This window comes from Duganella dendranthematis (assembly GCF_012849375.1).
GTDB lineage: Bacteria > Pseudomonadota > Gammaproteobacteria > Burkholderiales > Burkholderiaceae_D > Rugamonas > Rugamonas dendranthematis.
Map to the genome: position 1 here is coordinate 3,089,913 of NZ_CP051684.1, position 22,620 is coordinate 3,112,532.

Here is a 22,620-nt window from a genome sequence, read left to right on the forward strand (position 1 = left end):
AGAGGGGAGCGTTTTTTGTGTGTACGATCAGGGTTGTCAACTTTGAAAGGGACACGCCATGATCTACGGTTTAACTTACCTCGGTGTCATTCACACCCTGATCAGCCTGGTGGCGGTGTTTGCCGCGCTGATTTCCTTCGTGCGCTACAAAGGCATTGTAGCCAACAGCACGCTGGGCCGGACTTATATCTGGACCACCGTTTTCACTTGCCTGACCGGCTTCGGCATCTTCCAGCATGGCGGCTTCGGCAAGCCGCATGTGCTGGGCATTATCACCCTGGTGGTGCTGGGCCTGGCCTGGCTGGCGGACCAGCGCAAGTTCGGCGCCAAATCGGCCGCCGTGTCGACGGTCAGCTACTCGCTGACATTTTTATTCCACATGATTCCGGCGGTGACGGAAACCACCACCCGTCTGCCGTTGGGTGCACCGTTGCTGTCGAGCGCCGAGGCGCCGGAACTGAAGACCATCACCGGCATCATGTTCCTGCTGTTCCTGATCGGCGTGGTGCTGCAGTTGCGGCGCCTGAAGAAGGGCGCCGCAACCGGCCTGGCGGCTGCTTAAAACGATTACAGCAGTTCGCCCAGGAACACCAGCGAGTGGCCGTGCGCCTGCGCGCTGGCGCGCTGCTGGTAGGAGTCGCGGTGGTTGCAGTTGAAGCCGTGCTCGGCGCCTTCGTAGACGTGGATCTCGACCTGCTCGTTGCTGTCGAAGGCTTCGGCAATGCTCTTCACGGCTTCCTGCGGGATGTGGCTGTCGGCGGCGCCGAAGTGCATCAGCAGCGGCACCTTGATTTCCGGCGCGCGGTCCAGCGAATTCTGGATGCCGCCGCCGTAGTAGGCCACGGCCGCATCCACCAGGCCGTTGGCGGCGGTGTGATACGACAGGCGGCCGCCGAAGCAGTAGCCCAACGAGGCGACTTTGGCGCTGCCGACCGCGTCCAGGCCGCGCAGCACTTTCAGCGTGGCAGCGATGTCTTGCTGGGCGGTGGCGAAGTCGGTCGCCTGCATCAGTTCAACAGCGCGCTTCCAGCCGGCTTCGTCGTAGCCCAGCTCGATGCGGGCGCCATGGCGCCAGAACAGGTCCGGCGTGATGACCACGTAGCCGTCGGCAGCGTACTGGTCGGCGACGTTGCGGATGTGCTGGTTGACGCCGAAAATTTCCTGCAGCAGCACGATGCCGGGTCCCTTGCCGCCGCGCGGCAGCGACAGGTAGGCGCCGAACTTGCCGTCGGCTGTTTCAATATCGATCCACTGGGAATTGGTTTCCATGATGTCCTTGGTTGGTCTGGTTCAGAAAACGGCCATCGTACCCCGTTTTGCGCGGCCTTGCAGCGCCGCTCAGTTGTACACCTCGCGGGTGTAGATCACCGGACCGGAGCGGGACACGCCGAAGGTCAGGTTGCCTTCGTCGTACATTGGCAAATATGGAAACAAGCCCGGGTTGAGTTTGATCTTGGCTTTGCCGGTTGCTTTTGGCGCCGCCACGGTAAACATGCCCTTGCCGCTTTTGAAGCTCAGGGTGGTGGCCGCCGCGGGAGGGGCAGACAGCAAGAGTTGCAGACTGGTACAGAGCACGCTGCCGGTGCATGTCGAGAAGGTGGCGCTGTCCGTGGCCAGTGTCACGCTGCCGGAGGCCGGGGTGCCAGGGAAGGCGGGATTGAGTAGCCAAGCACCGGATGCGCTGGAGTAATACCTTGCCTGGGCCTCGACCGGCAAGTTGGTGTTGGCCGGGCCGAAGGCGTTGGACAGCATCATGCGGCCGCTGACCACGGTGAGCGGCGGCTCGACGGCACCGGCGCGCGCCGAGCTGGCGTTGTAGGTGTCGACGGCGCGCAGGTAGATGGTGGTTGGCGGGCTGGTCGTGACGGTGGTGTTGGGCGGGACCGGCGGCGCCTGGGCCGCGATGAAGGTCAGCGCCGGCGACGTGCCGCTCAGCGTGCCCAGCCCTCCGGTAAACCCGAACGGGAATTGCCCGGAGGTGAAGGCCACGAAGTCGCTACTGGCGGCGCCGCCCGCCGCCTTGGCCGGCGACAGCGTGATCGGGCGCACGATGCTGTCGGTGTCCGCCGCGACGGTTTTGAGGCGGTAGTTTTTCGACAGGTTGGTGGCATCCTTGTAAGCCTTAACCTGCACCCCGAACGGCTGCTTTGAATACACAAAGCTGCGCACGCCGGTGCTGGTGTCTGCGGCGCAGGGATTGCTGTAGCCGCCGACGTTGGCGCAATCCATCGGCGCGCCGGCCAGCAGCACCACGTCGAAGTGGTGCGGCGCAAAGCGCAGGTCGAGCGTGCCGGTGGTGCGGAAGCCGGTCAGGGCGGTCTTGCGCATGTAGAAGCCGCTGCTGTTGGCCAGCGTGGCGTTGATCGTCACGACGCCGGTTTCGTTGAACAGCCACTGGCCGGTGCTGTCGGTCTTGCTGTTGGCGACGCCCTTGACAATCGCATCGAACACGCCTTGCGCCTTGCCGAGTTGGGGATTGTCGCCGTCGCTCGGCAGCTTGAGCAGGAGGGTGCTCATGCTGATGGTCTCCGCCGATTTTTCCAGGCCAAAGTTTTCGGTGGTGCCGCCGGCCGCATTCTGTGCCGTGACCTTGAGGCGGAACGTATCGCCGGCGCGGGCGAAGGCGGAGTCGGCCATGGTGACCACCGGGGTTTGCGGGTCGGCGGTGGCGACGATCAGAAACTTCGCCGGCGCGGCGGTAAAGCTGGTGCTGCCATTGGCGCCGGTGCCGCTGCTAGCGGTGTAGTTGGCGTTCACGCTCATCAGGCCGACATCCGGATACTGTAGCGCCAGCGTGCCCAGGCCGGTGTTGTCGAGGGTAACGTCGACCGGCGTGGCGCCGCCATTGCAGGCGACGCCGGTGCTGCCCAGCGTCAGCGACTGGTTGCCGCTGGCCGGGTCGAGATAGCCGCAGCTGAAGTTGATCTTGGTCGGCCCCTGTGTCAGCGGCACGCAGTAGGCGTTGTTGGGGCCGGACTTGAGCGCCTGCACGGTCAGCTTGGCGCCGCTCATCGACACGTGGTCCGGCGCGCTCAGCTGCAGGCCGCTGCTGGCAAACACCATGTCGCAACTGGTGTTACTGCCGCCCGAGTTGATGCAGGTGGTGCCGGCGCCGGCCGACAGCGTGACCGTGGCCGGCGTCGGATAGCTGACGGAGGCCGCAGTGTCGCCGCTGACGGTGACGGTGCCGCCGTTCGGCGTCAGCGTGGTTTGCGCGTTGCCTGTGTACACCGTGCTGCACGCGGCGTCGGCGCAGGCGCGCACCGTCACGGCGGACGGCTGGCAGGTCAGGCCGGAGCCACTGTGGGTAATCTGAAAGTGGTGCGGCGCGCTGGCGGCCGGCGGACCGCAGGTCGGCTTGTAACTCGAATCGGCCCTGGTCACGCAGCTGCAGCCCGAGGCGCCAGGGCCGGTGCAGGTGATGGTCTTGCTGACGCTGTTGCCCCAGTCGATGTAGATCGCATTGACCGCCGCGTTGCCGTTGATGACGGCATTGCTGGCGCGCGTTGTTACATTGCGCGCCGACAGGTCGCCGTTGATGGTGGTGCCCGACCCCATATCCACGTCGCCGGTGACGGTGGTGTTGCCGTTGATGATGGCGTTGGACGCACGCATGGTCAGCGTCCCGGTGCCGACCTTGCCGGTGATGGCGGTGCCGCTGCCCATGTCGAGCGAGGTGGTGGCGGTGATGTCGCCCTTGACGGTGATGTTGGAGGCATTCAGCGTCACCACCGGGGAGATAATGTTGCCGGTGACCGAGCTGCCCGAACCGAGCGTGAACGAATTGCTGGCATTGACGTCGCCATTCAGCGTGGCCGGCGAATTGGTCTGGACCGTGTAGGCGGTGATGCTGCCGTTGACCTTGATGCCCGAGCCGAGATCGGCCACGCCGCTGCTGTTTTTAGGCAGCGTGATCGAGCCGTTGATGGTGACGCTGGAATTGGTGGTGATGCTGGTGGCGCTGACCGCGCCGTTGATGGTGTTGCTGGAGCTGAGGTTGACGCTGCCCTTGACCGTCACCGGTCCCAGCGTGGTACTGGAGCCCGTGGTCAGCGAGCCGGTGCCGGTGGTGGTGACTGCACCGGTAATGGTGGTGCTGGAGCCGAGGTTGATGTCGCCGGTGGTGGTGACGGTGCCGCCGATGTAGGTCGAGGCGCCGGCGGTGGTGACCGTGGCGGCGGTGACGTTGGCGGTGATGCTCTGGGCGCTGGCGCCCAGCTTGAAGTTGCCGCTGGTGGCCAAGGTGCCGCCGCTGACGTTCAGACCGCTGGACGCGGACAGGTCGAGATTGCCTTTTACCTGCAGCACGGCACTGCCGCTCATCGACAAGCCCTGCGCGTAGGCCAGCGACACGTCGGTGTTGATCACCACCGTGTAGCCGCTATGGATGACTGCCGTGTCGTTGGGCCCCAGCGGCAGCGTAGCGCAGGTGTACGTGGTGCCGCTCAGCGTGCAACCCGCCACCGTCCCGCCGCCGCCATTGAAGTTGACGTTGGCTGCCGAGGCGGCGCCGGCCAGCAGCAAGGCGGCTGCCGCCATACCCCAGCGGCCGCGCCGCAACATGATCAAAACATTAAGCCACACGAATTTCCCCGGTTGTACGCGCTGCCTGAATTATAGGCGGACACGAGGAGTTTCCGTGTGGCAGTTTTTTAACGTTTAACCTTGGCGAAGGCGTCGCCGGCCTTCCAGGTTTGCATTTTGGGCGTATTGGCCACTTCGTAGCCCAGATTCAGCGTGAACTGCGCCTGCTGCACCATGCCGGACAGATCCCAGTCGGCGTGGTATTCATCCGACGGCTGGTGGTAATCCTGTTTAAAAGCTACCAGGCGCGCGCGCGACTTTTCCTGGTCCTTGACGAAGTCGAAGTAGCCGTCGCCCGAGAACACCGCCGAGCCGACGTTGAAGGCCGGGATGCCGGCCTTGGCAAAGTTGAAATGGTCGGCGCGGAAGTAGGCGCCCGACAGGTCCGGAATGGCCGGCGCCAGTGTCAGGCCCATCTTCCGGGCCACCACGCCGGCCGCCTCGTACAGGCTGCTGCGCTCGGCGCCAGCGACGCCGATGTCGCGCGTCTTGCCGACAAAGTTCATGCTGTCGAGGTTGAGGTCGGCCGTGGTCTTGTCCAGCGGCCAGGCCGGATTCTTGACGTAGGCGGCGCTGCCCAGCAGGCCGGTCTCCTCGGCCGCCGGCCACAGGAACACCTGGGTGCGCTTGGCCGGATGCTTGACGGCTTCCTGCGCCATCGCCAGCAGCGCGGCTACGCCGGAGGCGTTGTCGATGGCGCCGTTCCAGATATGGTCGCCCTTGGCGGCGTCGTCGATGCCCAGGTGATCCCAGTGGGCTGAGTAGACCACCGCTTCCGATTTCAGCTTGGCGTCGGCGCCGGGCACGATGCCGACCACGTTGAATTGTTCGATCTGGCGGATCTTGCTTTTCAAATCCGCGTGCAGCTTGACCTTCAGGTCGACCGGGCGGAAGTCGCGGCGCTCGGCGTCGGCGCGCAGCTTGTCGAGGTCAAAGCCGCCGGCGGCGAACAGCGCGCGCGCCGTGTCTTCCTGCACCCAGCCTTCGATCGGATTGCCGCTGCCGGCCAGGTGGAAACGCTCGTGACTGAAACTGGTGGCCGGCACGCTCCAGGCGTAGGAGGCGGACGGCGTGGTGTGGATCAGCAGCGCGCCGGCCGCGCCCTGGCGCACCGCTTCTTCAAACTTGTACAGCCAGCGGCCGTAGTAGGTGTAGGCCTTGCCGGCGAAGCGGTTCGGTTCCTCGGCGGTCGGCTGCGGATCGTTGACCATCATGACCAGGATCTTGCCCTTCATGTCGATGCCCTTGTAGTCGTCCCACTTTTCTTCCGGGGCGACCGCACCGTAGCCGACGAATACCAGCGGCGCATCGATGGTGACTTCTTCCTTGCCGCCGAAGGTGCCATAGACGATTTCGCTGCCGTTGGCCGGCGTCAGGATCTTGCCGCCGTCGGCGGTGAAGCGCACAAAGCTAGACGGCAGCAGCTTGCTGCCTTCCATCTTCACGGCCTGGCGGTAGGTGCCGTCGGCCAGCGGCTTGAGGCCGATGACGGCGGCCTGCGTCTCCAGATAGCGCACGGCGAGATCGCCACCACGCTGGCCAGTGCCGCGGCCTTCAAACAAATCGTCGGCCAGGAAGGACAGGTGAGCGCGCAGCGGCGCTTCGGCGACAACCGCTTGCTGGGCGTGGGCTTGCAGGGCCAGGCCGGTGGCCAAGGCGATCAGGGAACGACGCATGTTTACTCCATAGTGTGATGCGGAAAGCGGTAATCTTACTGTATATCCCATCACAACAAGGAGACCTATGAACACCATCATCATCACCGGCGCCTCGGACGGCATCGGCGCGGAAATCGCCCGGCAACTGGCGCGCAAACAGGGCGCCGGTGTGGCGCTGGTGCTGGCGGCACGCAACGCCGCCGCATTGGATCAGGTGGCGGCGCAGTGTGCGGCGTTCGGCGCGCAGACGCTGGTGGTGCCGACTGACGTGTCGGTGCAGGCGCAGTGCGTGGCGCTGATCGGCGCCGCCGTGGCGCGCTTCGGCGTGATCGATGCGCTGATCAACAACGCCGGCCGCTCGGCGCATGCGCTGTTTGTCGAAGTATCCGACCTGGCCTGGTATGAAGAACTGATGCGGATTAATTTGTGGGGCAGCGTGTGGTGCACGCATGCGGCGCTGCCGTACCTGACGCAGTCGCGCGGACGCATCGTTGCGGTGTCGTCGCTGGCGGGGCTGATCGGCGTGCCGGGACGCACGGCCTACAGCGCCACCAAGTTTGCCATGGGCGGCTTTTTCGAAGCGCTAAGGGCGGAGCTGAAGCCGGCCGGCGTCAGCGTGACGACGGCCTATCCCGGCGTGGTGGCGACGCAGATCCGGCATCGCGGCTTTAACGCGGCCGGTGGTCAGCTGGGCAGCAGCAGCCTGAAAGAAGACAAGGCGATGTCGGTGGAGGAGTGCGCGGCGCTGATCATCGATGGCATGCAATTGCGTCAGCGCGAGGTGGTGATGTCTGCCAAGGGCAAGCTGGGACGGTGGCTGAAATTGATCGCGCCGGGGCTGGTGGAGAAGATGGCGCTGGCGGCGTTGAAGGACGACGTAAAACCATGATTGTAAGCAATTGTAATGGTCGTCAACTGGGTGATCTTGGGTCGCGTTTTCTGCTCATGCGACACAGGAATTGTCCTGATGCCGAAAACTCCGAAAAGGAAATCAATCATGTCCAAAGTTATCGCTAGTCTGATCGCCGGCCTGTTCGCAACCGCAGCATTCGCACAAGCTCCTGCCACGCCTGCCGCCGCTCCAGAAGCCAAGCAAGTGGAAAAAACCGACGTCAAGCCAGTCGCCAAGAAAAAAGTGCATCACAAGGCTAAAGAATCCAAAACGGCTGAAGCACCAGCAGCTGCAGCAGCCGCACCAGCAGCAAGCAAGTAATTAATTAACGATATAAACCGTATAAATTAAAGAGGACTGAATCATGAAAAAAGTAATCGCTACCCTGATCGCCGGCCTGTTCGCTTCCGCTGCTTTCGCCCAAGCTCCAGCACCAGCCGCTTCGGCTACCGCCGCTGCTTCGACCCCGGCTGCCTCGGCTCCTGCCGCTTCGGCGCCAGTCGCCAAGAAAGCCAAGCATCACAAGAAAGAAAAAGCGGCTGCTTCGGCAGAAGCGTCGGCACCCGCAGCTTCGGCGCCAGCCGCCAGCAAGTAATTCAGCCTCGCGCTTGACGTACCGCCCCGGACCCATCGGGCCTGGGCGGTGCAAGAGAGAAGACGGATTCCAACTCCGTCTTCTCTGCGTTTAGCGATTCAGTTCCTCCAACAGCGTGCGATGGAAGGCCACCGGGTCTTCCATCTGTGGCGCGTGTCCCATGCCCTTGAACTCCACCAGCCGGGCGCCTGGAATTTTCTTCACCGTCTCCTTGCCCAATACGTTGTAGTGGCCAATTTTCACTTTTACTTCCGGCGGCGCCACATCCTTGGCGATGGCGGTAGTGTCGGCGTCACCGATCAGCAGCGTGGTCGGTACCTTCAGCAGCGGAAATTCGTACACCACCGGCTGCGTGAAAATCATGTCGTAGATCAGCGCCGAATTCCACGCCACCAGTTTGTGGCCCGGGCCGGCGTTCAGGCCGGCCAGCATGTCCACCCATTTTTCGTATTCCGGCTTCCAGGTGCCGCCGTAGTAGGTGGCGCGTTCGTAGGCGCGCACGCTGTCAGCCGACAGCTTCTGCTCACGCGCATACCATTGATCGACGCTTGGACCGGGCACGCCCAGCGCCTTCCAGTCTTCCAGCCCGATCGGGTTGACCAGCACCAGCCGCGCCACCGCATCCGGATACATCAGCGCATAACGTGTGGCCAGCATGCCGCCGGTGGAGTGGCCGATGAAGATCGCCTGCTTGATGCCAATATTCTTCAGCAGCGCATCGGTGTTGGCGGCCAACTGCTGGAAGGTGTACTGATAATGTTCCGGCTTGCTCGACGCGCAAAAGCCGATCTGGTCCGGCGCCACCACGCGGTAGCCGACCTTGGTCAGCTCGGTGATGGTCTGCTCCCAGGTCGCGCCGCAGAAATTTTTGCCGTGCAGGAGGACGGCGGTCTTGCCGTTGGCGGCAGCGGTCGGCGCCACATCCATATACGCCATCTCCAGCTTGACGCCCTGCGACGTGAAGCTGTATTTCTGCACCGGATGCGGGTAGTTGAACCCTTCCAGTTGCGGGCCGTAAGTAGCGGCGGACGCCGAGCCGGCAAGCAGGGCAGCGGTGATCAGGATGCGCATGGGAGAAACTCCGGGCAAGCAAAACACTTACTATAATCGAAGCTCCGCCAATATGAGGAACCAGTCGAAATGACAACACGCCAACATACCTATCACGTGACCGTGGAATGGACCGGCAACCAGGGCAGTGGCACGTCGAGCTACCAGGCTTACGGGCGCGACCACACCATCAGCGCTGGCGACAAGCCGGCGATTGCCGGTTCGGCCGACCCGGCGTTTCGAGGCGACAGCAAGCGCTGGAATCCGGAGGATCTGCTGGTGGCGTCGACGTCGGCATGCCACAAGCTGTGGTATCTGCACCTGTGCGCCGAGGCCGGGATTGTCGTGACGGCGTACGAAGACCATGCCGAAGGTACGATGGTGGAAGGTGTCAAAGGCCACTTCACCCGCATCGTGCTGCGCCCGCGCGTCACCATCCGCAACGGCAACGATATTGAACTGGCAGCCCGCCTGCATCACGACGCGCACGAGCAGTGCTTCATCGCCAACTCGCTCAACTTCCCGGTTGTGTGTGAGCCGGTGATCGGTGCGTCAGATAATCTTGACGTCGCCGTGACGCGCTAGGCGAGGCCAGTCCGACCATGCTATTTCAGCGGCAGGAACAGCTCAGCAACCGCTTCGTGCTCTGGTACCTCCGGGAATAAGCTCAGCCGCTGACAGTAAAGAGGAAAGTCGCCCGCCTCCTCGCCGCTGGCGGGAAGCCAATCGCGATAAAGGTAAAGCGCGGCATGCTCCAGATTGTCGGTATTGCCGACGACGCGCAGCACTGCGCAACGCCCGCCTGGAATCTGACTGGCTTTCATCTCCCCGCCGCTGACCTCGAACCGCGGAGGCACGCCGACACAAAGGTCAACGCTGTAGTCAGCCGGCGATTCGGGGCGTCGCTCGGAGCGCCAAACATTAAAGGTCGGGCTAGTTTTGGGATGCAAATTAAATGCGCGGCGCCACGCGATAAAACGCTGGATGGTGGCGCCGAGTGTTGCTGGATGACCTCGATGTTCCAGCATCGCGACTGGCGTGGGAGGGACATCGCGTATCGTTACGTCAGCAGTGGTAAAAGTCGTTTGCATGAGTTTGTTCCTTGCATCGTCGAGAGGTGTAAACGCGGAATGCCACGGTTCCCAATCGGGAGACTTCCGGAACGCCGACGGCGATTGTCCAAACCGCTGCCGGAAAGAGCGGGCGAAGGCATCCGGCGCGTCATACCCGGCATCCATCGCGATATCCGTGATGCTTTGCGTATCTCGATAGGCCAGCCGGTATGAAGCGCGCTTCATGCGGGCAAGCAGAATATAGCGGTGGACTGACAACCCGAAGGTCGCCGTGAACTGCCGGTGGAAATGATATTTGGAGTAGGTCGCAACACTGCACAGCAAATCCAGGTTCAGATCGTCATGGAGATGCTCATCGATGTAATCGCGTACCCGCTGCATTCGCGCCTGATGTTTTTGAATCGCCGTTGTCATTACCGTTGTCATGTTTTTCGTAGCAGCGCCAGTTTCGCATTTGACGGCACGACCTACTCGACCAATCTTGCGGTTCTGATCGATTCAATTTAGCTGTGTCTGTCTACTTCCGGGACATCAACGCCGTCTTTGAAACGGACTTGCTGAATGTAGTCGTCGCGGCTGCATTTGTTCAGGTCTTCATCAAAGACCAGCTTATCGTTGCGCCAGACGCTGGCGTGAACGCCCGTGGCTGCGCCACACATCCACATCGCGTTGCTTGCCCCTGGAATGCCTTCGAATTGGATCTTGTAGTGATTGCGGCCGACGTTGCATCGTCTTTCCACCGTCTCCACTTTTTCCAGGTTGTAGGTCGTCGGGTTGAACTTCACCAGATCGGAAATATTCCACAAATCCATGCGCTTAGTCGGCGGATTGGCAGGAAAGAACAGGCCAATCTCAAGCGTGAGATTACGGTGGTGGCACTCCATGCCAACAAGAACGACGCCATCCCTTTGCGGTTGCTGAGCGTTGTAGGTAGGAACCTCGGCGCTACACAGCGATGAGGCCATGCTCAGGACAAGTGAAGACAGCAAGAGAATAATATTCATTGATCTGAACTCGATATAACAAGAGGAACCACGAACAACAGCAAAAAATTGTTTATCGCATGAGCGACATATTAAGCGTAGCGGTACGGCCGTTTCTCGATCACCGACATTGGCCATAATCGCGACAGCAGCAAGTTGTACGCCTCCATCGCCTATACCCTTATACAGGCTGCCCAGCGACGCGAAGCCACGGCCAGCGACTGCGATATGACGCGGCCTTGGTCTCGAAGAGATCGCTGTATGGCGTCAACGGGTTTGCGGTGAGCAGACCTTGATAAAGCATGTCAAAACCGTTTGGTGCATAGACCGATTCCGGGCTAATGCCAACGCAGGTGGCTGGCATGAGGAAGCGGTCTATTCCATCGCGGGCGTTACGCAATGCCGGGTACGGATGACCGAAGTACGACTCATACCAAGTGTGGACGCGTGCCTGGTTCGACACCTCGACTGATACGTCGAGGTCGGCGAGGATGTCATCCACGCGCGCCTGCACGTTCCGCTCTGCGTCCTGACTCAGGTCGGCACTATCGAAATAAAACAGGTCGTAGTCCTTGATATCGGCCTCCGGCGCGCGGTTGGTCTGAAGATTCCATACCGTCTGAAACAAGCACCCGGCAACCAGCCAGCCATCAGCAAGTGCCAGGTCATCCCAGCGATCGAGGATCGTGCGATTGTTGTAGTTTTTCAGTACATCGGTGCGAAATCGATCTTGCATAGCGTTGAAAATATTCCAGCAAAAAGGGATGAACTACGGAAGGATGACGGATTTAGGATTCACCGACTATCGCTCGCTAGAATAAATGAGCTTGGTCCTAAGCCCGGTGACCGGCAGCTTGCGTCCCAAAGCTGCCGATCAGCGTTTATATATTTTTTTGGCGCTCAGATTTTGCTGATTTGCGCTGTGGAGCATTAGGAGGGAAATTGAGCGTAATCACCTTCTCGAAGCAAATGATTGGTATATTACTGGGAGGTTGATTTTTTCCACTGCTCACTGGTAGACAGCAGTTTCGCTTCGATGAGCTCACCAAAATAATCTCCCATGTGTCCAGCCGGACCGCGCTCAAAACGACCTGTGACAGAAACTACTGGCCTGCTGTTTGTATCAGGAAGACCAAGCTGGACCCAAAGTGCTGAGTGTTTATCAAGGATTTGCCACGTCTCCCCAGGCTCGGATGGCATCGGATATATAGCAGAATGTTCGAATCCAGACGCATATATTCCTTGAACAGTCACCCAATTGCCTTGATAGCGTTGAGGTGTCAGGGCCAGATGATGAAGTGTGGTATGACAGGGTTGAACGGGGGAACCGCCTAGTCCCAGCTCCGCACATTCCTGAGCCACTAGCGTATCTGCATTTTCTCGTTTTTGCACCGCGACCTCAATCTGTTTGAGGCGCCTTGTTGTCTCTGCTAGGTCTCCACGCATCTGTAGAAATTGCCCCAAGAGATAAAGGCTTAAACCTAAGACGAACACGAGTGCCGAATTTACGATAGATAAAGGGGAAAATCGCATAGTTTGTGAAACACGCCAAATATAATTAGATCAGCTGCAAAAAACAGTCGAGAAAATCACTTTCTGTCTGCACGCTTTCTCGCAAAGGGCCGGTTGTGCCCGCAATCCGTCAATCATCCACCAAGCTCGCTGACTGAAGCGAGATACGCGACTGGAAAGCAGGCTAACCAAAGATAATAAGCTGCGCCTAGAGTCACCGCTACTTGATTCCCACTTTCATCCACGACCATGTGTTGAATACTCAATGCACTCGCTCCCAAACAGAAGCCTAAAAGAGCAAACTTTCCCGAGGCGTCAGGGAATTTGAGCAGCAACACGAATGACAAAAGCAGACAAGGATTAGCGTACCAAGCCACCACCCCATCGATAATCCCAAGCCAACCAAGCAATAAGATATTCAGCCCAGCAGTGGCAACTCCATTTGCATACATACCATTCATCGAAAGTGATACAAGGTACATTAACAAGCATACAAAGAAACATTTGACCTTGGTTAAATGGAAAAATTTCCTCGTTTTCATTTTATGGACTTCGTGTGACTGCTATTGGCCGAACTTGGACTGTTCTACAAAATAGGTTTCGATATTGTTCTAACAGTCCAAGCACCTAAGATAATTACGAACCAGCATAGCACGCCTTCCACAGTCGCCAGCTTTATTGAGAGTGCGCCCTTTAACGCCGTGTTTGTTTGGTATGCAAGAACCAAAGATAACGCCAAGGGTATCCACCCAACTATCGCAGAAGCTAAAACCGTGCGAGCTGGAAACAATCGGTTAATTGGCCAAGCTGGGGCTGCAAAGAGGCCCGCAAGCGTAATCATGCCACCAAGCCGTTCAGCATCGGGATTGATCGCCTTGCCGCCATAAAGCTCATGAGGCAAAAATCCGTGGCAATACACCCATAGGATAGCAATCGACATCCCGATCAGTAGAAGCAAACAACATTTACCGATCTTGATTGCTATCTGCATTTACGCTCCAAATTCAATGTTAAATTCTCCGTCAGCTTCTGGCAGTTCGAGTGGCCGCTTGTGGCCGATTTTCGACTCACGTTTTTGGCTTTTTTCTGCACAGGTGCGAGGCACCAAGTGAAAATATAAAAAATACGACGAAATATATGGCGCTTTCTTTGAAACTCCACATCTGGTTAATATGCCAATCCTGCATAATTCTGAAGTTGCGATATCCCAAGATATCCATGGCCAAGTGCGTTGCAAGAATGGCGACCGCAAGGATAAAAATTGTTCGAATCATGTTTTTATTTTTTGAAAAATAAAATTAAAGGCGGTGAGACGCATTTCATGAATGTCAGCTATTGGCCTAACTCGGCCGCTCATAAATGTAAATGAACGTCTGAGTAACCACCGTTTCAGAATAGCTCGTCCAGCAACAAATGGAATTGCAGCTTGTCCTGGTCCGGTTCATCAATTCCGTATTGCTTCAGGAACCTCTCTTGAAGCGCGGCATCGAACTCTGTGAGGCAGTTCAACAAAATGGCGAGGTCTTGGTAGCGATCAGCGATACCGACCCGCCCGGTATCGATACAGCCGATCACCTCGCCATCTTTGATGAGTAGGTTGTCGAGTGAAAAGTCCCCATGCGTAACGACAGGGTCGGGCGTGAGTGGTAGCAGCCGTTGCATCGCCTCCCAGACCTGTTCGGCCGTCCAGCCATCGCGCTCCTCATCAAAATCACCCTCGTCGACCAAACCGGCATCGATGCGCGCTCGTGCACAGCTGAGCCGGTAGGCATGGCCGCTGTTGAACGGACATTCGTTCACTGGAATTGCATGTAGTTGACGCAAGAACCTTGCAATTGCGTCCACGAGGGCAAGTTGATAATCAGGATGTGCCTGAAGAACTTGGTAAGCGGTTGTTCCTGGCACTGCCGTCATCAATAGCCATGCCTCATCTGGCGTACGGGTGAAATGGACGACTGCCGGCACAGTCATGTATCGAGCCAGCCAGTTTAGTCTTTCCATTTCAGTGCTGATCTCATCGGCGACGGCATCTCTACCGTACTTCAAATATAAATCCGAGGCACCTTCCTTGCTACGGAGTCGATAAACGGTACCGCCGGACTCACCAACCGTATTGCAGAGCCATTCATACCCGGTCAGCATGGCAGCGATTTCCAATGGTGCGGATACTACGCCGCAAGTTTGTTCGCGATTCAAATCCATTACTTGATGACCTCCTAAGCTTTCGTCCGCATCTGGCCGTATGGACCCTTGCCTTTGCGGTGAGAGTTAAGGCCGAAGCCGCTCAAGGTTGGTGTCCTGGATCTTGTGGATAATCACGTTGAGCTGTGCGGTCAGCTTCAGCACTTCTTGTATCAGTTCCGCAGCAGTCTGCTTGTCCATACCTTTACCTTGTTTAGATGAGCCAACCGTAAGGGAATCCGTAGCGCCAGACGTTGAATAGTTCGTCGGAACTCTCCACGCCACAAACAGCCATCACTTTGGTGAAGTACGTCAGCATCTGGTCGCGCTCCTCGGACTCGGACGTCCCCGGACTAGCCAGGGTGTGTTTGATGGTCCGCAGCACCGTGGAGCGTTGTGGTCGCGCAGGCAGTTCGGCAATCAGCGACTCGATGGTCGAGTCTACGGATGCCTGCGCCATTAACCGTTCGCTTTCATGCATCGCCCCAGGATAGAAGGTGGCGTGATCGGGGCCGAATTTATGCTCTGATTTCAAACTACGCAAACGCTGGAGCACTTCCGGCGTGATCGCTAATTGCTGGTCATGGAAACCGGTCGGCCACACATAAAACAGAAGGCCCGAAACCCCGGCAATGACGATCGCCGCCACGAGGGCCGCTGCTCCGGCCAGTACTTTGATAAACACTTCTGCTCCGCTATTGGTTGAATGACATCAGGATAGCAGCTTGCCTGTCGCCAAAATCCGTGAATTGTCACCATGCCGGTGCACACGGCCCGGAAAGTCCCCGAAAAGTCGCGATTCCACCCCGATTTCACGTAAAAACCAGCTAGTGCACGCCAGACAGAGTAAACTACGCATCAATTTCTTTCGCAATTAGGCGATTCGAACAATTTTTTGAGTGACGCCATGTCTGCATCTCCAGTATCCCCCATTACCCTTTTCTCGGAACTCAACCTCGGCGCGCCGCTGCTGCAGGCGTTGAACGACGTCGGTTACGAGTCGCCGTCGCCGATCCAGGCCGCGACCATTCCGCTGCTGCTGGACAACCGCGACGTGCTGGGCCAGGCCCAGACCGGCACCGGTAAAACCGCCGCCTTTGCGCTGCCGATCCTGGCGCGCATCGATATCAAACAGACCACGCCGCAAGCGCTGGTGCTGGCGCCGACCCGCGAACTGGCGATCCAGGTCGCCGAGGCGTTCCAGACCTACGCCAAGCATATTCCCGGCTTCCACGTGCTGCCGATCTACGGCGGCCAGAGCTACGGTCCCCAGCTGTCGGCGCTGCGCCGCGGCGTGCACGTGGTGGTCGGTACCCCCGGCCGCGTGATCGATCACCTGGACAAGGGTTCGCTCGACCTGTCCAAGCTGAAAACGCTGGTGCTGGACGAAGCCGACGAAATGCTGCGCATGGGCTTTATCGACGACGTCGAGCGCATCCTGCAAGAAACGCCGGAGTCGCGCCAGACCGCGCTGTTCTCGGCCACCATGCCGTCGGCCATCCGCCGCATCGCCAATACCTACCTGCATGAGCCGAAGGAAGTGACCGTTGCCGCCAAGACTGGCACCAACGAGAACATCCGCCAGCGTTACTGGCTGGTGTCCGGCATGCACAAGCTGGACGCGCTGACCCGCATCCTGGAAGCCGAGAATTTCGACGGCATGATTATTTTCTCGCGTACCAAGCTGGGCACCGAGGAACTGGCGCAGAAGCTGCAAGCACGCGGTTTCTCGGCCGCCGCCATCAACGGCGACATCCAGCAGGCGCAGCGTGAGCGCACCGTGCAGATGCTCAAGGACGGCAAGATCGATATCCTGGTGGCGACCGACGTGGCCGCCCGCGGCCTGGACGTGGAGCGTATTTCGCACGTGGTCAACTACGACGTGCCGCACGATCCGGAAAGCTATACTCACCGTATCGGCCGCACCGGCCGCGCCGGCCGTAGCGGCGAGGCGATCCTGTTCATCACGCCACGCGAAAAAGGCCTGCTGAAGATGATCGAGCGCTCGACCCGCCAACCGATCGACCAGCTGGAATTGCCAACCATCCAGGCGGTGAACGATGTGCGTATCGCCAAGTTTAAGCAGCAGATCACCGAGACGCTGGCTGAAGGCGGCCTGGAGCTGTTCCAGTCGCTGATCGAGGACTACGAGCAGGAGTACAACATTCCGGCGGTGGAAATCGCTGCGGCGCTGGCCAAGCTGGCGCGCGGCGATGTGCCGCTGCTGCTGGACAAGAAGCAGAAGACCGAGTGGGAAGAGCGTCCGGCCCGTCCGGCGTCGGCCTCGTTCGACCGCCCTGAGCGCGGCGACCGTTTCGGCGACCGTGCCGAGCGTGGCGACCGCAGCGAGCGTTTCCCGAAAAAGGAACGCATCGCGCGCGACTCCGAGCCGGGCATGCGTACCTACCGCATTGAAGTCGGCTACCAGCACGGCGTCAAGCCGGGCAATATCGTCGGCGCCATCGCCAACGAAGGTGGCATCGATTCGAAGAACATCGGCCGCATCGAGATCTTCGACGACTACACGGTGCTGGACATGCCCGATACGCTGAGCCGCGAATCACTGGAAATGATGGGCGGTATCCGTGTGGCCGGCCAGGCGCTGCGCATCAGCGTCGACGGCCAGGGCGCGCCGGCGCCAGCCGCTGCACCGGCCCCGGCCAAGCCACGCGCCATCAAGCCAGTGGCGGCGCCGGCGCCAGTGTCGTCCGGTTCGCCGCTGGAAAAAGCTGCCCGCGTGACGGCCGACGAGCTGGTGGAAGACGCGCCAGCCAAGAAGAAAAAGGAAAAGCCAGGCAAGCAAACGGTGCCGATGAGTGCTTTCCGCGTGGAAGTGGGCCGCAATAACGAGATCACGCCAGCCAACATCGTCGGCGCCATCGCCAACGAGACCGGTCTGGAAGCCAAGTACATCGGCCGTATCGAGATCTTTGAGGACCACAGCATGCTGGAGTTGCCAGATGGCATGCCTGAAGACATGTTCCGCAGCCTGGGCAAGGTCTGGGTCGGCGGCGCACAGCTGAAGATCAGCCAGATCGACCGCATGCCGCCGGAATCGGTCAAGCACACGCCGCCGAAGAAGCCGGCGCCCGGCGCCAAGCCGAAGAAGAAGTACTAATCACCACGGGGCCGCAAGGCCCCTTTTTTTATTCCCCACGCTGGTGCTGCATTGCACCAAAACCAAGCTTGCTGAATTGTCCGCAGACTCGCTCTCATAGAGCAAGCCCGGCTGGCCCGCTTATTGCATATGTGATAGCACAATCGTGATAAGCGGCGGCAGTATCAGCGCCTTCAACCTGGAGACGTTAAGCGTGGGAGCGTGGCAAATGACTTCATTCAGGAAGCTGTGGACTACCTTTGTAGACGCGATCAAGCCGCAGGCAATGCGGAATTCGGCTGCCGGAGGGCTGCATTCGATTTACGTCGATAGCCGGCCGTTCAGCTCTTCGTTCCGGGAGCGCTAATGCTACTGCGCAACGACCTGCTGCACTATACGCATCCGTCGCCGCGCACCGTCCGTATCTTGTGGATCGCTCCCGAGCAAAGCCACGTCTACGTATTCGACGTGGCGGCGCACTCGGCGGACGTGGAGATGATCCAGCTATCGGCGCTGCACGCCGACCTCCGGGCCGGCCACGTCAGCGTGCTGCCGGCCGACCCTTACCTGATGGTGGTCAGCCAGGAGCTGCTGCCACCCAAGCACCTGCAACTGCGTGCCCGCGCCTGGGAGATCATCGAGGCGCTGGTGGCGCAGGAGCCGGCCATCTACGAAGCGCGCCAGCGCGGTCAGTTAATTGCCCAGGCCACCGCCCAGCACCAGGTGTCGCATCCCACCATTTACCGCTACCTGCGCCGTTACTGGCAGCGCGGGCAGACCCCCAATGCGCTGCTGCCGGATTACGGCAATTCCGGCGGCCGCGGCAAGGTGCGGCAGTCGTCGGCGGGCGTCAAGCGCGGCAGGCCGCGTAAAAACGGCGCAGACGCCGGTCCGGGCCTGAATGCGGACGAGGACATCCGCCGCATCTTCCGCGTCGCCACGGCCCGCTACGCGGCCGCCAATGCCAAGTTCTCGCGGCTGGGCGCCTACCAGCAGATGCTGGCCGACTTCTTCATCGAACGCCGCATCGACACCGACTCGGGCCGGGTGCAGGCCACGGCGGCGATGCAGCAGGAAGTACCGACCTTCGGCCAGTTCAATTACTGGCTCGATCACGACGACGACCGGCCGCCGGAAGTGGCGCGCCGCCAGCCGTCCGATATGGCGGCCGGCGCGCAGGAGCAGGCCATGCAGCCGCCGCTGGCGGTGCCATTGCAGGGCCGTCCCGGCGCCGGCTTCTATCTGGATGCGGTGCGCGCCGAGGTGCAGCTGGTGTCGCGCGCCGACCGCCAGCAGGTCATCGGCCGGCCGCTGATATATGTGGTGACGGATGCCTTCAGCCGCATGGTGTGCGGCGTCTACATCGGCATGGGCGAGGTGCAGTGGCCGCACGCCATGCTGGCGCTGGCCCACTGCGGCGCCGACAAGCAGCGCTACGCCCAGCAGCACGGCCGCCGCATCGAGGCCGAGCAGTGGCCGTGTCGCCATCTACCGGAAACGCTGTTTGCCAACGCCGCGCTGACGCTGGGCTGGAACGGCGACACGCTGCTCAACAACTTCAACCTGCGCTGCGTGGCGGCCGAACATGGCGTGGATGACTGGCGCGGCGTGCTGGAAAAGCGTTTCCGTCTGCTGGCGCCGAATCTGCACGGCGCACCATGCCGGCTGGATGGCGTGCTGGATCTGAACCAGTTCACCCGCATCGTCATCGACTGCGTCCTGTACTACAACAACCGCCAGCAACTGGCGCACGCGGACGGCGCAACGCCGCGCCGCTTGTGGGACTGGGGCGTGGAGCATCGCGGCGGTGGCTTGAAGATCTATCCCGAGCACCTGATCCGCTGCAGCCTGATGCCGGTGGCGCAAGCTACGGTGACGGCGGATGGCATCACGCTGCATGACAGCGTGTACACCTGCACGCGCGCCGTCAACGAGCGCTGGTTCGAGCGCGCGCGTCAACGCGGGGAGTGGCAGGTGCGGGTGGCTTACGATCCGGCCAATATGGACATGGTTTATTTGCTGGACGCAGCTGCGCCGATGCAATTCCATGCCTGCCACCTGACCGATGCCAGCGTCGCGCACCAGCATCTGTCGACGGCGGAAATTGCACTGTTGCCGCGCACGCAGACCGCCATGCCCGCAGCTGCGCTACGTAGCACTACGCAGGGATACGTCAGCCTGGTCGGCTGATCTGTGCCACAGCCAGCGTGCACTGCATCGTAAAGGTGCAGTGCATTTTTTTCACGTGAATAAAGTATGAACATTGTTTTATATCGTTTATCCAGTTATCTGCAATAAAACCTGTTAGCCGAAAGATGTTTATTTTTTGACTACTTGGTGGCACGCCGTTTGCTAGATAGGAACTATGGGTTAGCAAGTCGCCCAAGGGTTTTTTCAGTAGACCGGTGAGGATGCAGATGGACAGTAAAACGGTAAAACAATTTAAATCGTTTAGCTCATTTACGAGGAGGGATTTCCTGTATCGTGCCGCCGTTGTGGGTGGCACGGGACTGCTGTTGACCACCATGGACGCCTGGGGCATGGGGATTGCCTCCACCGCTTCCGCGCCGCCGGCCCTGAGCGGCAGCGGCAAGGGCAAGAAGGTGCTGATCCTCGGCGCCGGCCTGGCCGGCATGACGGCGGCCTTTGAACTGGAGAAGCTGGGCTACAAGGTGCAGATCCTGGAGGCGCGCGCCTTCGCCGGCGGCCGTTGCCAGACGGCGCGCAAGGGTTTCAGCCTGACCGAACTGGGTGGCGAAAAACAGACTTGCGCGTTTGACGACGGCCATTACATCAATCACGGACCATGGCGCATTCCGCTGCACCATCAGTCGACGCTGCATTACACCAAGCTGTTCGAGGTGCCGCTGGAAGTGATGGTCAACGAAAACGACCACGCTTACGTCTATTCCGAGAACGCCGGCCCGTTCGCCGGCAAACGCGTGCGCCTGAAGGAAGTCAAGGCCGATATGCGCGGCCACGTGTCGGAGCTGCTGGCCAAGTCGGTCAAGAACCATCAGCTGGACCAGGAACTGAGCCCCGATGACCAGCGCCTGCTGCTGGACTACCTGCAGCACGAAGGCGCGCTGACCGCCAACGATCTGCAATACAAGGGCCGCAGCGGCCGTGGCTATGCAGTCAATCCTGGCGCCGGCCTGAATCCTGGTCCGGGCACGCTGTCCGATCCGCTGGGCTTCAAGGATCTGCTGGCGTCGAAGCTGGGCAACGTCTACAGCGCGGTGCAGGATTTCCCGATGCAGAACACCATGTTCCAGCCGGTCGGCGGCATGGACGCTATCGCCAAGGCGTTTGAAAAACGCGTCGGCAAAAACATCCGCTACAAGTCGGAAGTACAAACCATTCGTCAGAACGACAAGGGTGTGACGGTGACCTACAAGGACACCGGCACCAACAAGGTCAGCTCCATCAGCGCTGACTACTGCCTGTGCGCCATCCCGCTGTCGGTGCTGCGCCAGATCGATACCGATTTTCCGGACAAATTCAAGAAGGCCGTCGCCACCGTGGCGTACGCGCCGGTGGGCAAGATCGGCCTGCAGATGAAGCGCCGCTTCTGGGAAGAGGACGACCATATCTACGGTGGTCACATCATGACCGACGTAAAAGGCATCAACCAGATCTCGGTGCCGTCGTACGGCTTCCAGAAGAAGAAGGGCGTGCTGCTGGGTTATTACCAGTACCAGACTGCCGCGATCGAAACCAGTGCGCTGTCGCTCAAGGAGCGCGCCGAGTTTGCGCTGGCGGCGGGCCAGAAGATCTTCCCGCAATACACGGAGAACTTCGAGACCTCGTTCTCGGTGGCGTGGCACCGCGTGCAGTACAACCTGGGCGGCTGGGCCGAGTGGACCGACAAGACCCGCGCCGCCGCATATCCAACGCTGGTGGCGGGCGAGGGCCGTATCCTGCTGGCCGGCGAGCACCTGAGCTATCTGACCGGCTGGCAGGCCGGCGCCATTGAATCGGCATGGCAGCAGATCGCCCAGATCCATGAAAGGGCCAGCGCATGAAAGATACCTTGATCAAGGCTGCACTGGCGATCATCGCGACGATTGCGGCGGCTGCATCGTCGCCGTCGCGGGCGCAGGAGACCGACGGCAAGGCGCTGTTCCTGAAAAACTGCGCCGCCTGCCATCAGGCCACCGGCAAAGGCATTCCCGGCGCCTTCCCGGCGCTGGCCGGCAGCAAGTTCGCACAAGGCCCGGGCAACGAGGTCGCTTCCGTGCTGCTGAAAGGGCGCGGCGGCATGCCGGACTTCAGCGACTCATTGAGCGACAGCGATATCGCCACCGTGCTGACCTTCGTGCGCTCCAGCTGGGGCAACAAGGCCGATGGCCTGAACGCAGAGCAGGTCGCATCGCTGCGCACCACGCTGGGCGTCGACCCGTTTGGCAATTCCGCCATGTCCAATAAACACTGAAAGAGCCATTCATGAAAAAGACCATCGTCACCCTGTTGATCTGCGCCGCTTTCGGCAGCGCGCACGCCGCCGCGCCGAAGGCCGACATCGTGCGTCACAAGATTCCCAATTCCGACTTCCCGATTGCGCTGGCGGTGTCGATTCCGCCGACCGCCACCATCCATTTCATCAGCGGCCAGGTACCGGCGGTGGTCAACAAGGATGCGCCGGCCGATTCGCTGGAATCCTTCGGCGACACCAAGGCGCAGTCGGAGTCGGTGCTGAAGAAGATCAAGGAAATCCTGCAGGGCATGAGGCTGGAGATGTCCGACGTGGTGAAGATGCAGGTGTTCCTGGTCGGCGATCCGGCCAAGGGCGGCAAGGCTGACACCAAGGGCTTCATGGAAGCCTATACCCAATATTTCGGCGCCAGTGCGCAGCCATCCCCTCAGCTCAACCTGCCGGCGCGCGCCGTGGTGCAGGTGGCGGGCCTGAGCAATCCGGGCTGGCTGGTGGAGATCGAAGTGGTCGCCGCCAAAAAATAAACAGTTGTAGCAAATCGGGCAGTTGTGTTTTCGGGT

At 60.2% G+C, this 22,620-nt stretch carries 22 protein-coding genes; 10 read left to right on the forward strand and 12 right to left on the reverse strand.

Annotated features, from left to right (window positions below; genetic code table 11):
* Nucleotides 1–58 precede the first annotated feature (58 nt).
* Nucleotides 59–562, forward strand: a complete 504-nt coding sequence (locus tag HH213_RS14100) for a DUF2306 domain-containing protein (protein WP_161057131.1) — start codon at nucleotides 59–61, stop codon at nucleotides 560–562.
* A gap of 5 nt (nucleotides 563–567) precedes the next feature.
* On the opposite strand, the gene HH213_RS14105 is transcribed toward HH213_RS14100, so the two are convergent.
* The 3 genes from HH213_RS14105 to HH213_RS14115 form a co-directional block, all read right to left on the reverse strand.
* On the reverse strand, nucleotides 568–1,269 hold the full coding sequence (locus HH213_RS14105) for a dienelactone hydrolase family protein (protein WP_169112623.1): 702 nt from the start codon (nucleotides 1,267–1,269) through the stop codon (nucleotides 568–570).
* A gap of 69 nt (nucleotides 1,270–1,338) precedes the next feature.
* The gene (locus tag HH213_RS14110) at nucleotides 1,339–4,584 is read right to left on the reverse strand and encodes a polymer-forming cytoskeletal protein (RefSeq protein ID WP_169112624.1); all 3,246 of its coding nucleotides are present in this window, start codon (nucleotides 4,582–4,584) and stop codon (nucleotides 1,339–1,341) included.
* 68 nt (nucleotides 4,585–4,652) lie between these two features.
* Nucleotides 4,653–6,260, reverse strand: a complete 1,608-nt coding sequence (locus HH213_RS14115) for a M28 family peptidase (RefSeq protein ID WP_169112625.1) — start codon at nucleotides 6,258–6,260, stop codon at nucleotides 4,653–4,655.
* Between the two features lie 67 nt (nucleotides 6,261–6,327).
* Between HH213_RS14115 and HH213_RS14120 the strand changes: the two genes are divergently transcribed.
* From HH213_RS14120 to HH213_RS14130, 3 genes are all read left to right on the forward strand, one after another.
* A complete protein-coding gene (locus tag HH213_RS14120) occupies nucleotides 6,328–7,131 on the forward strand; it encodes an SDR family oxidoreductase (protein ID WP_110846541.1) in 804 nt (267 codons plus the stop codon).
* A gap of 108 nt (nucleotides 7,132–7,239) precedes the next feature.
* Nucleotides 7,240–7,455, forward strand: a complete 216-nt coding sequence (locus HH213_RS14125; protein ID WP_110846542.1) for a hypothetical protein — start codon at nucleotides 7,240–7,242, stop codon at nucleotides 7,453–7,455.
* 43 nt (nucleotides 7,456–7,498) lie between these two features.
* Nucleotides 7,499–7,729: a hypothetical protein gene (locus tag HH213_RS14130; protein WP_110846543.1), complete on the forward strand. Its 231-nt coding sequence runs from the start codon at nucleotides 7,499–7,501 to the stop codon at nucleotides 7,727–7,729.
* Nucleotides 7,730–7,819: 90 nt separating this feature from the next.
* On the opposite strand, the gene HH213_RS14135 is transcribed toward HH213_RS14130, so the two are convergent.
* Nucleotides 7,820–8,800 (reverse strand): alpha/beta fold hydrolase, encoded by a 981-nt coding sequence (locus tag HH213_RS14135; protein WP_169112626.1) that lies wholly within the window; start codon nucleotides 8,798–8,800, stop codon nucleotides 7,820–7,822.
* 69 nt (nucleotides 8,801–8,869) lie between these two features.
* On the opposite strand from HH213_RS14135, the gene HH213_RS14140 reads away from it, so the two are divergent.
* Nucleotides 8,870–9,364, forward strand: coding sequence for an OsmC family protein (locus HH213_RS14140; RefSeq protein WP_169112628.1), 495 nt, complete (start codon nucleotides 8,870–8,872; stop codon nucleotides 9,362–9,364).
* Between the two features lie 20 nt (nucleotides 9,365–9,384).
* On the opposite strand, the gene HH213_RS14145 is transcribed toward HH213_RS14140, so the two are convergent.
* From HH213_RS14145 to HH213_RS14180, 8 genes are all read right to left on the reverse strand, one after another.
* Nucleotides 9,385–10,266, reverse strand: a complete 882-nt coding sequence (locus tag HH213_RS14145; protein ID WP_169112629.1) for an AraC family transcriptional regulator — start codon at nucleotides 10,264–10,266, stop codon at nucleotides 9,385–9,387.
* Between the two features lie 89 nt (nucleotides 10,267–10,355).
* Entirely contained in the window at nucleotides 10,356–10,856 is a 501-nt protein-coding gene (locus tag HH213_RS14150) for a hypothetical protein (protein ID WP_169112630.1), read from the reverse strand.
* A 160-nt stretch (nucleotides 10,857–11,016) separates the two neighbouring features.
* Nucleotides 11,017–11,571, reverse strand: coding sequence for a nucleotidyltransferase family protein (locus tag HH213_RS14155; RefSeq protein ID WP_169112631.1), 555 nt, complete (start codon nucleotides 11,569–11,571; stop codon nucleotides 11,017–11,019).
* A 245-nt stretch (nucleotides 11,572–11,816) separates the two neighbouring features.
* Nucleotides 11,817–12,368, reverse strand: a complete 552-nt coding sequence (locus HH213_RS14160) for a hypothetical protein (protein ID WP_169112632.1) — start codon at nucleotides 12,366–12,368, stop codon at nucleotides 11,817–11,819.
* 113 nt (nucleotides 12,369–12,481) lie between these two features.
* Entirely contained in the window at nucleotides 12,482–12,889 is a 408-nt protein-coding gene (locus tag HH213_RS14165) for a hypothetical protein (protein WP_169112633.1), read from the reverse strand.
* A 44-nt stretch (nucleotides 12,890–12,933) separates the two neighbouring features.
* Entirely contained in the window at nucleotides 12,934–13,338 is a 405-nt protein-coding gene (locus tag HH213_RS14170) for a hypothetical protein (protein WP_169112634.1), read from the reverse strand.
* A 398-nt stretch (nucleotides 13,339–13,736) separates the two neighbouring features.
* Nucleotides 13,737–14,549, reverse strand: coding sequence for an APH(3')-I family aminoglycoside O-phosphotransferase (locus tag HH213_RS14175; protein WP_169112635.1), 813 nt, complete (start codon nucleotides 14,547–14,549; stop codon nucleotides 13,737–13,739).
* A 193-nt stretch (nucleotides 14,550–14,742) separates the two neighbouring features.
* Nucleotides 14,743–15,213, reverse strand: a complete 471-nt coding sequence (locus HH213_RS14180; RefSeq protein ID WP_169112636.1) for a DUF4844 domain-containing protein — start codon at nucleotides 15,211–15,213, stop codon at nucleotides 14,743–14,745.
* Between the two features lie 222 nt (nucleotides 15,214–15,435).
* Between HH213_RS14180 and HH213_RS14185 the strand changes: the two genes are divergently transcribed.
* The 5 genes from HH213_RS14185 (at nucleotide 15,436) to HH213_RS14205 (ending at nucleotide 22,584) form a co-directional block, all read left to right on the forward strand.
* Nucleotides 15,436–17,646, forward strand: a complete 2,211-nt coding sequence (locus HH213_RS14185) for a DEAD/DEAH box helicase (protein WP_110846554.1) — start codon at nucleotides 15,436–15,438, stop codon at nucleotides 17,644–17,646.
* Between the two features lie 345 nt (nucleotides 17,647–17,991).
* Nucleotides 17,992–19,815, forward strand: a complete 1,824-nt coding sequence (locus HH213_RS14190) for a TnsB C-terminal domain-containing protein (RefSeq protein ID WP_169112637.1) — start codon at nucleotides 17,992–17,994, stop codon at nucleotides 19,813–19,815.
* A gap of 335 nt (nucleotides 19,816–20,150) precedes the next feature.
* Complete coding sequence (locus HH213_RS14195; protein ID WP_229263467.1) at nucleotides 20,151–21,650, forward strand: flavin monoamine oxidase family protein; 1,500 nt, start codon at nucleotides 20,151–20,153, stop codon at nucleotides 21,648–21,650.
* Nucleotides 21,647–22,060: a c-type cytochrome gene (locus HH213_RS14200; protein WP_110846556.1), complete on the forward strand. Its 414-nt coding sequence runs from the start codon at nucleotides 21,647–21,649 to the stop codon at nucleotides 22,058–22,060. The genes HH213_RS14195 and HH213_RS14200 overlap by 4 nt, the downstream gene beginning before the upstream one ends.
* A gap of 11 nt (nucleotides 22,061–22,071) precedes the next feature.
* Nucleotides 22,072–22,584, forward strand: a complete 513-nt coding sequence (locus HH213_RS14205) for a RidA family protein (protein ID WP_169112639.1) — start codon at nucleotides 22,072–22,074, stop codon at nucleotides 22,582–22,584.
* Nucleotides 22,585–22,620: the final 36 nt, after the last annotated feature.